This window comes from Flavobacterium sp. GNP010 (genome assembly GCF_056428945.1).
In genome coordinates this window covers 1-13,751 of the sequence record NZ_JBWJVK010000013.1, presented here as the reverse complement: position 1 = coordinate 13,751, position 13,751 = coordinate 1, and the positions used below count along the sequence as shown (strand labels likewise).

Annotated in this window: 8 protein-coding genes and 1 tRNA gene; 6 read left to right on the top strand and 3 right to left on the bottom strand. The window is 33.4% G+C overall.

Annotated features, from left to right (window positions below):
- Nucleotides 1–2: 2 nt before the first annotated feature.
- From AC061C_RS07240 to AC061C_RS07225, 4 genes are all read left to right on the top strand, one after another.
- A complete protein-coding gene (locus AC061C_RS07240; protein WP_417970309.1) occupies nucleotides 3–839 on the top strand; it encodes an ABC transporter permease in 837 nt (278 codons plus the stop codon).
- 11 nt (nucleotides 840–850) lie between these two features.
- The gene (locus tag AC061C_RS07235; protein WP_478290614.1) at nucleotides 851–3,181 is read left to right on the top strand and encodes a choice-of-anchor L domain-containing protein; all 2,331 of its coding nucleotides are present in this window, start codon (nucleotides 851–853) and stop codon (nucleotides 3,179–3,181) included.
- Between the two features lie 24 nt (nucleotides 3,182–3,205).
- Nucleotides 3,206–8,152, top strand: a complete 4,947-nt coding sequence (locus AC061C_RS07230) for an FIDD domain-containing protein (protein ID WP_478290613.1) — start codon at nucleotides 3,206–3,208, stop codon at nucleotides 8,150–8,152.
- Nucleotides 8,153–8,233: 81 nt separating this feature from the next.
- Nucleotides 8,234–9,091 (top strand): alpha/beta hydrolase, encoded by an 858-nt coding sequence (locus tag AC061C_RS07225; protein ID WP_478290612.1) that lies wholly within the window; start codon nucleotides 8,234–8,236, stop codon nucleotides 9,089–9,091.
- A 51-nt stretch (nucleotides 9,092–9,142) separates the two neighbouring features.
- Here AC061C_RS07225 and typA read toward each other — a convergent pair whose 3' ends face one another.
- Nucleotides 9,143–10,939, bottom strand: coding sequence for a translational GTPase TypA (gene typA, locus AC061C_RS07220; protein WP_478290611.1), 1,797 nt, complete (start codon nucleotides 10,937–10,939; stop codon nucleotides 9,143–9,145).
- A 172-nt stretch (nucleotides 10,940–11,111) separates the two neighbouring features.
- Between typA and AC061C_RS07215 the strand changes: the two genes are divergently transcribed.
- Together AC061C_RS07215 and AC061C_RS07210 are read left to right on the top strand one after the other, a co-directional pair.
- Nucleotides 11,112–12,827, top strand: a complete 1,716-nt coding sequence (locus tag AC061C_RS07215; protein WP_478290610.1) for a PAS domain-containing protein — start codon at nucleotides 11,112–11,114, stop codon at nucleotides 12,825–12,827.
- Entirely contained in the window at nucleotides 12,827–13,231 is a 405-nt protein-coding gene (locus AC061C_RS07210; RefSeq protein ID WP_478290609.1) for a response regulator, read from the top strand. The genes AC061C_RS07215 and AC061C_RS07210 overlap by 1 nt, the downstream gene beginning before the upstream one ends.
- A 73-nt stretch (nucleotides 13,232–13,304) precedes the next feature.
- Here the strand turns inward: AC061C_RS07210 and rpsT are convergent, their stop codons facing one another.
- Both rpsT and AC061C_RS07200 read right to left on the bottom strand, forming a co-directional pair.
- Complete coding sequence (gene rpsT / locus AC061C_RS07205; protein WP_035673520.1) at nucleotides 13,305–13,556, bottom strand: 30S ribosomal protein S20; 252 nt, start codon at nucleotides 13,554–13,556, stop codon at nucleotides 13,305–13,307.
- 31 nt (nucleotides 13,557–13,587) lie between these two features.
- A tRNA-Glu gene (locus AC061C_RS07200) sits at nucleotides 13,588–13,659 on the bottom strand.
- Nucleotides 13,660–13,751: the final 92 nt, after the last annotated feature.

The following is a 13,751-nucleotide window of genomic DNA, read 5'->3' as shown; positions in this document are numbered from 1 at the left end:
ACATGAAAAGATTACTCTCCATAGAATTACAAAAAATTTGGAAAAACAAAGCCAGTCGAGTTTTAACATTAGCGTACTTTATTCTCCTAACTTTTATAGCATTAATAGCATCTATAAAATTTGATCTCGGGATTTTTAAATTTCACTTAGCCGAAATGGGAATTTTTAATTTTCCTTTCATCTGGCACTTTAATACGTATATAGCAGCCATTTTGAAACTTTTTTTAGCCATCGTAATTGTGTCTATGATGGCAAATGAGTATAGTTATGGCACACTGAAACAAAACTTAATTGACGGAATGAGTAAAAAAGAATTTATACAATCTAAATTCTTAACTGTCCTTTTGTTTGCTTCAGTATCTACTGCTTTTGTTTTTTTGATGTCACTTATTTTAGGACTTAGTTACTCCTCGTATACCGAGTTTAGCATCGTTTTTTCTGGTTTAGAGTATCTTCTGGCATACTTTGTAAAACTAGTTGGCTTTTTCTCTTTTTGTTTGTTTTTAGGTATTTTGGTAAAGCGCTCGGCATTTGCGCTGGGATTTCTTTTGGTCTGGAATATTATCGAAGGAATTATTAATGGAGTTTTAACTTTTAAAGTATTCCCAAATAGTGAAACTGCTGCAACAATTACACAGTTTTTACCAATGCAATCCATGTCGAATTTAATAGTAGAACCGTTTACACGATTATCCGTTGTAAAAAACCTAGGAACCCAAATTGGTCTGGACAACATCAAAGAATACAATGTTACTTTACTGTCTATTTGTATCGTTTTATTTTGGACAGTAACTTTTATTTTCCTTTCGTATCGATTATTAAAAAATAGAGATTTGTAGTATCTTTACACATGATGAAATGTGTAAAATTCATATTATTATCTATTTTAATCAACTGCACATTATTTGACGCAACAGCTCAATCTATTGTGGTTAATGACTCCTATACAGCGCAACAACTTGTTGAAAATGTTTTAGTAAACAGTTCTTGCGTTACTGTTTCAAATTTTACAGTAAAAGGAGATCCTTTCTCAGGTAGTCAAAACAGCTACGGATATTTTAATAATCAAGGGGGGAGTTTTCCTTTTACTGAAGGAATTGTTTTGAGCACTTGGAGTAGTCAGAATTCCCAAGGACCTTTTGTAAGGAATCTTGGAGGTGGAAGTTCTGCTTGGTTAGGTGATGCTGATTTAGAACAAGCATTAGGCACTTCAAACACCATAAATGCTACCTTAGTAGAATTTGATTTTAAGGCTTTAACAGACTTCATCAGTTTTGACTACCTATTTGCATCTAATGAATATCAAGATGATTTTCCTTGTAATTACTCTGACGGGTTCGCTTTTTTAATCAAAGAAGTAAACACTAGTACTTATGTTAATTTAGCAGTGCTTCCGGGTACAGCCACACCCGTTTCTTCAAAAAACATACATCCAACAATTAATCCGGTTCCGAATTCGACAGAACCAATAAAGAGTTGCGGACCTGAAAACGAAATATATTGGGGCGGCTACAATACAGCGACTAGTCCCGCAAATTATGCTGGGCAGACTAAAATCTTGACTGCACAAACAAAAGTGGAGCCAGGAAAAACATACCATATAAAATTAGTAATCGCTGATGAAAGAAACCGATTTTATGATTCTGCGGTTTTCCTCAAAGCAGGCAGTTTTTTACCAAAAATTGATTTAGGACCAGACCGATTATTAGCTAATAATAATCCCATTTGTTCAGGCGAAGGATATACCATCGATGCTAAACTTCCAGCTAGCCTTGGTTATACCTACAGATGGTACAAAGATAATGTTGCATTTATAAATAATTCTTCCAGTTTTACGGCAACAAGTCCTGGTACTTACAAAGTAGAAGTCCAATTGACCCCAAGCTGTATCACAACAGCAGAAATAAAAATCGAGTTTGCAGCAGCAATACTCTTAAAAGATACATCACTATCACAATGCGATGTTGATACTGACGGTATATCAATTTTTAATTTAACGAAAGTAGATGCCGTTGTAAAAAATAATGCAGCCAATCTAAGCGCAGTCGTATACTACGAAACATTAGCAGATGCTGTGGCAAAAATTAACCCAATTGTAAATCCTACAGCATACAGCAATAAGGTGGTCAATCAGTCCGTTTTTGCACGAGTGAGTAATGCTTTCGATTGCGTAAATTATGCCGAAGTCAAACTCCTCATCGCAAGTACTGCTATTGCACCTCAAAATCCAATCACTACCTGCGATACTGATGGCATGTTAGATGGATTTTCACAATTTGATCTAGAGGCTCAAGCAACTCCTCAAGTTCTTACAGGATTACCTTCAGGTCTCATCGTAGCATATTTTTTAAATCAAGAGGATGCTATTATACAACAAAATCAAGTTCCCAATATTTTTAAAAATACGATTCGAAACCAACAAACGATTTATGCTCGCATAATAAATGGTCCAGATTGTTATGCAATAACACCCATAGAACTCGTTGTGAATTCGTTTGATCCTCCCAATTTTCAAGATGAAACTGTAGGTTTATGTGAAGGCAATTCGATAAATATAAATGTAGACTCTGGTTTTACAAGTTATTTATGGAACACAGGTTCAAATACCAATACTATCACTATTACCACTCCTGGTGAATATTTTGTTACCGTCACCAATGCTAATGGTTGTTCAAAAACAAAAAAATATACGGCTATAGTTTCAGAAATTGCAAGTATTACAGGAACAATAGTAACTGATTTTTCTGGAGAAAAAAATTCAATAGTCATTACATATACTGGAATTGGAAATTATGAATTTTCTATAGATGGTATTTTTTTTCAAGAATCTCCTACCTTTAGTAACATTGTTGCCGGTGAATATACAATCTACGCCCGTGATAAAAATGGATGTGGTTTATCAGTACCATATACAACGTATGTTTTAGATTATCCAAGGTTTTTTACCCCAAATGGTGATGGATATAATGATCTTTGGAAGATAAAAAATATGGATAATTTTGCCCAAACAAACTTATTTATTTTCAATCGTTATGGTAAATTACTTAAGCAATTAAACACCTCAGATTTAGGATGGAATGGAACCTTTGATGGAATTTCATTACCTGCTGATGATTATTGGTTTAAATTAACTTTTGAAGATGGAAAAATTATAAAAGGTCATTTTTCTTTAAAAAGATAAAACTAATTTTCCTATTTTTAGCCCATGAAAAAAACAATACTCATTTTATTTACTTTTTTATCAATTGGCTGTTTCGCACAATTCAGTAAAACACATTACATACCACCAGTAGCTTGTGCCACAAATATAGCTGGCGACCAGTACTTATATATTTCTACTCCAAGTACTACCAATGTCAATTTTAAAATTATGGCAATTGGAGGCGGTACTATAACCGGAGTGGTCAATAAGACAACACCCTACATTTATACCATTGGTCAGGGCCAAGATACACAACTGGTAACTCCAAAAACGAATATTGGCATATTAAGTAACAGGGGATATATCGTAGAAGCTGAGGATTTAATATACGTTAGCGTGAGAGTTAATGGTGGATTTAATCAGGGTAATAATTCCTTTGCACATGCGGGAGGATTAGTGTCTAAAGGTAATAGTGCATTAGGCAAAATATTTAGGTTGGGCGCGATGTTAAACCCACTTTTAGACAGCAGCTTACTCAATTTCGCCTCCATTTTATCCACTGAAAACGGAACCAAAGTAACTATCTCTAATATTCCTAATGGAACAGTATTGTCTAATGGAACTGTTATTTCTGGCGATATTGTAGTTACTCTAAATAAAAATGAAAGTTACGTGTTGGCAATGGATAACTCCCCAAACACAACACCTTCAAACAGTTCAAAAATGATTGGTGCTCTAGTAATAACAGACAAACCGGTTGTTGTGAATTCAGGTTCGTTTGGCGGGAGTAATAGCACAATGCTAAATAATGGGCAACCAACAGGGAGAGATATTGGTTTTGACCAAATCGTCTCCGCAGAAAAAACTGGGAAAGAATATATTTTTGTCAAAGGTCTTGGCACAGATGAAATAGAACGTGTATTATTGATCGCAAATGAAGACAATACCAAAATATTTTTAGACGGCGTTACTCTTTTTAGAACACTAAATAAAGGTGAATATGCTGATATTGACGGAAGCAAATTTACTAATGAAAACTTATACGTAACTACTTCTGAAAGCGTATTTGCCTACCAAAGTATTGGAGGAAGAAACACAATTAATAATCCGCCTGCCAATCAAAATTTATTTTTTGTACCACCAATAAATTGTTCAACACCAAATATTGTTGATAATATTCCATCTATTGAAAAAATTGGGAATACATTTTATGATGGTGGATTAAATATAGTAACGGAGACTGGCGCAACTGTAACTCTTAATAATAATCCTATTGTAGGCCCCGCTGTAGCCATAGTAGGAAATCCTAATTTTGTGCGCTACACAGTAAATGGTTTATCTGGAAATATTACTATAAAATCTACTAGACAGGTTTATGTATCGTACTTTGGAACAAATGGAGCAGCTACTTATGGAGGCTACTACTCAGGATTTGATACAAAACCAGAAATTGTAAGTAATAATATTGCAGTTTCCAATTCAAATTGCATCCCCAATGTTATTCTAAAAGTAAGTTCACTTTCATCATATGATAGTTTTGAATGGTATTTCAATAACGTTGCCATACCTAATACAAACAGCAATTCTTATTCCCCAACGCAACCAGGTTACTATCAGGTACGAGGCAGTATTTCAGGATGTAATTCTCCACCTGTATTGTCTGATTTAATTCCTGTTAGTACCTGTGAAACGGATACAGATCTTGATACCGTAAATGACAATATAGATCAAGATAATGACAAAGACGGTATTACAAATTGTACAGAATCTTATGGGAATCAAGTTATAGACATCTCCAATTCTTCTAGTGGAACGGTAGCAGTTGGTCTTTACTCCAATTCATTTTCTGGAACAATTACCACTTCAACAACTGCTACTTCAACGCCATTTATTGGAAGTACTGACGGAAGTTTTATTTCTTATGTACCAGCAGGAAAAGGAAACTTTGTTAGTTATAAAATGACTTTCTCCAATCCAATCAGTTTGGAAATGAAATATGTAAATACAGCTAATGTAACTGATTTATTGAATGCAGATGCTGAGTACTTAGTGAATTCAGATATTAATAAAACCATCACGTTATTAAATCCAAGTGACCAATTATTGATTGACACTAATTATGACGGAATTTATGAAAGTGGAGTAAAGCAATTTTCGTCATTTGAAATCAGATTTAGATTAAATAGTATCACTCCATTGGCTGCAGGAACAGCAACATTTCAGTTTCTAACCAATTTATCGAACTCTATAACTTTTACACACAAAAACTTATCAGATGCTAACGCTAATAAATCAACATTAGCTATCAATGCAGTGTGCGTTCCTAAAGACAGCGACAATGATGGGATTGCAGATCAGTTAGACAGCGATAGCGATAATGACGGAATTGCTGATAATATTGAAGCGCAACCAAACACTGCAGTAGCTACAACAAATAGCGATACAAATAAAAACGGTATCGACAACGCGTACGATCCAGGGCTAACACCAGTGGATACTGATAGCGATGGTATTCCTGATTATTTAGATTTAGATAGTGATAACGATGGAATTTTTGATGCAATAGAAACGGGAAATGACCTTGATTCTGATGGAATAAAAAATTATCGTGATTTAGATATTGATGGTGATTTATGCAGCGATGTTATCGAAGCCGGATTCTTAGACCCAAACAATGACAAAATATTGGGCAATAATCCAGTTACAGTAAATCCAAATGGTCAAGTAACTAGCGCTACAGGATATACAACTCCAAATAGCAATTATACTACCGCTGCTCCTATAGCTATAACTACACAACCAACAGTTTCGCCAACTTGTGAACTACAAAATGCGGTTATTACCTTAGCTGATAATGGCGGAAATACCTATCAGTGGCAAGTTTCGATCAATGGAACAACATGGACTGACATTACAAACAATACGATGTATGCTGGATCAACCACAAATAAGTTGACTATTAACAGCGTAACAAACACAATGAATGGATATAAGTATCGCGTAAAATTAGACAAAATAGGAAACAGTTGTGGTTTACTTTCAAATGATACTACGTTAATCGTATATACGTTACCAACAGTAAACAATGTAACCATTATTCAATGTGACGATGATTTAGATGCGGTAACCACATTTAATCTAACGGTAAAGAATGATGAGATTTCCAGTAATTTTACAAATGAAACCTTTTCTTACTACACCTCATTTTCAGGTGCTACAACGGCAAACGCTTCAGAGTTAATTAGTATGCCAACAGCTTTTACGAATACAACACCCGGAATGATGAAAGTATATGCAAGAGTACTTAATTCTAATGGTTGTTTTAGTGTAGCTGAATTGACTCTAAAAGTTTTAGCAACACAAGTTCCTAGTACATTCAATAGAAAGTTCACGCAATGTGACGATTTTTTAGATATCAACGGCAATAATAATCTAAATAATGATAAAAGAGATGGCGTAAGTACTTTTGATTTTAGCAGTGCAGAAACGGATATAAAAAATTTATTACCCGCGGGAAATTATACAATAACATTTTATCGCAATCAAGCCGATGCATTAGCAGAAACAAATGCAATCACTAATATATCTAATTACAGAAATATTGGTTATGCAAACACTCAAGAAATTTGGGGTCGCGTAGACAGTGATACAGATAATGCTTGTTATGGACTGGGGCCATACGTATCGCTCACTGTTGAAAAACTTCCGTTTGCTTATCCTGTGACTATTCCAAGACAATGTGATGACGACCAAGATGGAAACTATACTTTTAATACAGCTACTTTAGAATCTGATTTAGTACAAGGACAAACTAATATTACTGTTACTTATTTTGATCAAAATAACAATTCATTATCAAGTCCATTTCCATCGACTTATACTACAGGCACACAAACGATAAAAGCAGTTGTTACTAATAATTCAACTTTAAAATGTTTTGACGAGACTTTGATAACGTTCACAGTTGATGATCTTCCAGAAGCTTTCCAAGTAGCTGTAAATTTAACAACCGTATGTGATGATGAAATAGATCCTTTGTTACAAGATGGCAAGTTTGCGTTTGACACTAGTACTTTTCAGAATACGATTTTAGGAAATCAAACAGGGATGATTGTAAAATATTTTGATGCAAATGGAGCTTCATTAACTAGTCCGTTACCAAATCCCTTCATTAGCAACACCCAAAACATTACAGCGGTTGTGGAGAATCCTACTAACCCAGCTTGTACAGATTCAATTATTTTACCTTTCATAGTAAATAGTTTACCACCTATAAACTTAAATACTGATGGATCCGAAAACGAATTGGTATGTTCTAATCTTCCTACTTTTTTTGTAACACTAAATGCTGGAATTCAAGACGGATCCCCAACTACTGACTACACCTATGAGTGGTTTAAAGATAATGTTCTTCTTCCAAATGAAAACAACTACACCCTAGATGTAAATCAAGAAGGAACCTACACTGTGGCAGTAACGACGGTTTTAGGATGTTCTAGAATTCGAACAATAAAAGTTACAGCTTCTGATATTGCTAGTATTACCAGCATTGATGTAGTTGATTTATCAGATACAAATACGGTAACTGTTAATGTAACAGGAAAAGGAATTTATGAATATAGTCTTGATTCGCCTTTTGGACCTTTTCAAGACTCCAATTTCTTTGACAATGTTACAGCTGATATTCATATAGTTTACATTAATGATAAAAATGGTTGCGGAACAGTTAGTAAAACAATTGCTGTTGTTGGCGTTCCCAAGTTTTTTACTCCAAACGGTGATGGTTATAATGATTACTGGAACGTTAAAGGATTAAGTGCTAATTTTAATGGCAACTCCATCATTTATATTTTCAATAGATTTGGAAAACTTTTAAAACAAATCATTCCAACAGATCAAGGATGGGATGGTACTTTTACAGGGCAACCACTTCCTTCAGACGATTATTGGTACACCGTAAAATTAGAGGATGGACGAGAGGTAAAAGGTCATTTTAGTTTAAAGAGATAATATATTGCTAATCTATTAATGAAAAATAAAATTCTATTTTTTATATTGTGTATTATTTCTCAAAATTTAAATGCTCAGAAAGTGAACGTTTCTTCAGGAAGCGTTCAGCGTATTGAAAACTTTAAATCACAATATATAGATCATCGAAATATCGATGTTTGGTTACCAGAAGGCTATTCTGATAAACATAAATATGCCGTTTTGTACATGCACGACGGACAGTCTTTATATGATGCCGAAACCACATGGAACAAACAAGTCTGGGAAGTCGATGAGATAGCAAGTAAATTAATGTCTGAAAAAAGAACGAGGCAATTCATTGTAGTTGGAATTTGGAATAATGGTCAAAAACGACATGAAGAATATTTCCCCCAAAAACCATATGAAGGCTTAACGACGGAACAAAAAGAATTTGTTACCAAAAAACTAAAAGAAAAAGGGAGAATTTCAGAAAACTTTAATCCAATTTCTGATTTGTATTTAAAGTTTTTAGTAACCGAATTGAAACCGTTTATCGATAAAACTTTCTATACTAAAAGTAATGCGACAAATACATTTTCAGCAGGTTCCAGTATGGGAGGATTAATTTCGATCTATGCCATTTGTGAATATCAAAAAGTTTTTGGAGGTGTAGCTTGTTTATCGACACATTGGCCTGGAATTTTTTCGACGGAAAACAATCCTGTTCCGGATTCATTTGTCGGCTATTTAAAACAAAACCTTCCAAATCCAAAAACCAATAAAATCTATTTTGATTACGGAGATCAAACTTTAGACGCACTGTATAAACCACTACAGCAAAAAGTAGATCTAGTAATGAAAGAGAAAGAGTTTACCTCTAAAAACTGGATGACAAAATACTTTGCAGGCAAAGATCATTCTGAAAAATCTTGGAAAGAAAGATTGAATATTCCGCTAGAGTTTTTATTAAAAAAATAAAGTCATAAAAAAAGCCATTCTTTCGAATGGCTTTTCTAATATAAAATAAAATTAGAATTTAAATCTTTTTCTATCTGTTTCTGTCAAATATATTTTTCTTAAACGAATCGATTTAGGTGTAACCTCAACATATTCATCTTTCTGAATGTATTCTAAAGCTTCTTCAAGCGAGAAAATAATTGGAGGAATTATTCTTGCTTTCTCATCATTTCCAGACGAGCGAACGTTAGATTGTTTTTTCTCTTTCGTTACGTTTACACACATATCATCACCACGAGAATTTTCTCCAATTACCTGACCTTCGTAAATTTCAGCATTTGGTTCAACAAAAAACTTTCCACGATCTTGTAATTTATCAATAGAATAAGGAATAGCTTTTCCTTTTTCCATAGAAATCAACGAACCTTTATTACGTCCAGAAATTTCTCCTTTGAAAGGCTCATATCCTATAAAACGGTGCGCCATGATAGCCTCACCAGCAGTTGCAGTCAACAATTGGTTACGCAATCCAATAATTCCACGAGATGGAATGTTGAATTTTACAATCATACGTTCTCCTTTAGTTTCCATGCTCAACATTTCACCTTTACGCATAGTAACAAACTCTACCGCTCTTCCAGAAAGTGTTTCTGGTAAATCGATTGTCAATTCTTCAATTGGCTCACATTTTTTACCATCAATTTCTTTGATAATAACTTGTGGTTGACCAATTTGTAATTCATACCCTTCTCTTCTCATTGTTTCAATAAGAACTGACAAGTGAAGTACTCCTCGACCAAAAACCATAAACTTATCAGCTGAATCAGTTTCACCCAATTTCATCGCTAGGTTTTTCTCTAATTCTTTATGCAAACGGTCTCTAATATGACGAGAAGTTACAAATTTACCCTCTTTTCCAAAAAAAGGAGAATCATTGATTGTAAACAACATACTCATAGTAGGCTCGTCGATATCAATTGTTTTTAAAGCTTCTGGGTTTTCAAAATCAGCGATAGTATCTCCAATTTCAAATCCTTCAACTCCAATAATTGCACAAATATCTCCTGCGATAACTTCTTGTACTTTTTTACGACCAAGCCCTTCAAAAGTATGTAATTCTTTAATACGTGATTTTGAAATAGTACCGTCTCTTTTTACTAATGAGATTGGCATTCCTTCATTCAAAACACCTCTTTCAAGACGACCAATAGCTATACGACCCGTAAATGCAGAGAAGTCTAATGAAGTAATTAACATTTGTGGAGTTCCTTCAGAAACTTTAGGAGCTGGTACATTCTCAATAACCATATCCAACAATGCTTCTACATTATCAGTTACGTTCTCCCAATGATCCGACATCCAGTTATTTTTAGCAGAACCATAAACAGTTGGGAAATCCAATTGCCATTCTTCGGCGCCTAATTCAAACATTAAGTCAAAAACTTTCTCATGAACTTCTTCTGGAGTACAGTTTTCTTTATCAACTTTGTTAATTACAACACAAGGTTTTAATCCTAAGTCAATCGCTTTTTGTAATACAAAACGTGTTTGTGGCATTGGTCCTTCAAAGGCATCTACAAGTAGACAAACCCCATCGGCCATGTTTAACACACGCTCTACCTCTCCACCAAAATCAGCGTGACCAGGAGTATCGATAATGTTGATTTTTGTTCCTTTGTAAACTACAGAAACATTCTTTGAAGTAATGGTAATACCTCTTTCACGCTCTAAGTCGTTGTTATCAAGGATTAAGTCACCTGTATTTTCGTTATCACGAAATAACTGACAGTGATACATAATTTTATCAACCAAAGTTGTTTTACCGTGATCGACGTGGGCAATAATTGCAATGTTTCTAATAGATTCCATCTGTGATTTTTAATGGGTGCAAAGGTACACTTTATTTTGATATAAAAAATATTTAAACAATTGTTTACAAATTCTTAACCCATTAACCACAACAATAGACCTTTAGAAAAAACTGAAAAATAAGTTATACCTGCTCCTTACAAACTAAGCAATTATTAATTATATTTGAGTAATGAAAAGTAAAACTAATCAAGTAATCAGCATCTACATACTAATTGCAGTGTTTTTAGTCATTGTTAGTTACAAATTTTTATACCATTACAACACCGATCCAAATTATCAATTCTATACTTTTATTAAAGATATTTTGTTCATTATATTGACTGGAATAATGTTCAAAACTATTTTATCCAAAAACGATTCTCGAAACATCTCTATCGTAAAAAAGCTAAAAAAAACGAACGATGATATCAAAGAGTCAAATGAAAAATACGACATTGTTGCAAAAGCCACTAGCGATACAATTTGGGATTGGAAGATGCAAGAAGACAGCTTTTCTTGGAACAGAGGAATAGAAAATGTTTTTGGGTACTCTGACGAAGAAGTTGGGAAAAGTTCGAAATGGTGGTTTGACAAAATTCATCCCGAGGACAGTATTAAAATGTCTATAAGACTCTACTCATTTATAGAACAAAAAACAGAAAATTGGCAAGATCAATACCGTTTCAAATGTGCTAATGATTCTTATAAATACGTTTTAGATCGTGGTTTTTTATTAAAAGATGAAAACGGTAAAGCCATTAGAATGATTGGAGCAATACAAGACATTACCAAACAAAAAGAAGAAGAACTAAGGCTTAAGTTACTAGAAACGGTTTTTACGCAATCCAAAGACTCTATAATCATTACCGAAGCCAATGCAATAGCAGGAAAAATTCCAAACATTTTATATGTAAATCCTGCTTTTTCAATAATGTCAGGATTTAGTTTTGATGAAATTAAAGGAAAACCAGCAAATCCATTTAACAGTCCTAATTCTGATAAGAGCGAACTTGACAAGCTTTTAATTTCGATAAACAATAAAAAAGAATGTTTAATAGAAACGGTGAGTTACACCAAAAATAAAGAAGAGTATTGGGTACGCTTTTCTATGATACCCATTTACAATTCTGATAATGAACTTTCGCATTGGATTTCAATTCAAAGAGATATTACCGAAGAAAAAAGGCAAGAAAAAGAAAAAGAGCAACTCATTAGAGAATTGACTCAAAACAACAAAGACTTAAAACAATTTTCTTATATCACATCTCACAACCTCAGAGCGCCATTATCAAATCTTATTGGACTTTTAAACCTACTAGAAGATATCCCAATTGAGAATCCAGAATTAAAAGAAATATTAAATGGCTTCACTAAGTCTACCCATTTATTAAATGACACTATCAATGACTTGGTAAAAGTTATTATTATCAAGGACAATCCCTCAATTAAGAGAGAAACGGTTTTAATAAAAGAAATTTTTGAAAATGTTTTCAGTCAACTTACTTCACAAATCGAATTACACAAACCAATAATTAAACTCAATTTTGAAAAGGTTTTAGTTCTAGATACTAATAAAGCTTATCTAGAAAGCATTCTACTCAATCTTTTGTCTAATTCAATAAAATACAAATCCGAGAATAGAAAGCTTAGAATAACAATTACCACTGAAAAAACAGAAAATGGTGTTGTGATGATTTTTAAAGATAACGGAATCGGTATAGACTTAAAAAGAAACAGGACTAAAATTTTTGGACTTTATCAGCGTTTCCATAATTATCCAGACAGCAAAGGACTTGGTCTTTATTTAGTAAAATCGCAAGTTGAAACTATGGGAGGTACAATAGAAATCGATAGTGAAGTGAATATAGGAACTACCTTTACATTAACATTTAAAAACAAACACTAATGTTAGATACAATTTTATGCATCGATGACGACGCGATAACACTGATGTTATGTAAAAAAGTAATAATCAAATCATCATTTTCTCATGAAATAATAACAGTGCAAAATGGCGAAGAAGCATTACAATACTTCCAGACTTTAAAAGAAGTAGAAAACCAATCGAAAGCACTACCTCAATTAATTTTTTTAGATTTAAACATGCCTGTTATGGGTGGATGGGAATTTTTAGATTATTTCAACACTCCAGAATTTGCAGAATTCAAAAATATAAAAGTCGTAGTACTATCGTCTACAATAGATCCTGAAGATTTAGAAAAATCAAAACAATACCCAATGGTGATTGATTTTTTATCCAAACCGATAACCCAAGCTATGCTTGATTATTTAAAAGACAAAATAAATTAAAATCCAAACAATCCAAACCAAAAAAAAAGCTCTCAAAAATTGAGAGCTTTTAAATATCTTATAATTGTATGAATTACAATTTAGCAACGTGCTTAGTTAATTTAGACTTTAAATTAGAAGCTTTATTATCGTGAATGATATTCTTTTTTGCTAATTTATCAATCATCGAAATTACGCTTGATAATTTTGACGTAGCATCTGTTTTGTCAGTAGCTATTCTCAATGCTTTGATAGCGTTACGAGTAGTTTTGTGTTGGTATCTGTTTAATACTCTTCTCTTTTCGTTGCTTCTAATTCTTTTTAAAGCTGATTTATGATTTGCCATTTTATAATTTTTTTATCTTTTACTAATTTTGTAGTCCGTAAGGGAATCGAACCCCTGTTACCAAGACGAAATCTTGGCGTCCTAACCCCTAGACGAACGGACCATTATCCCCTAAGTTTTTATCAATATAGTATACTGAAATTGTAGCCCGTAGCGGAATCGAACCGCTCTTACATGGATGAAAACCATGCGTCC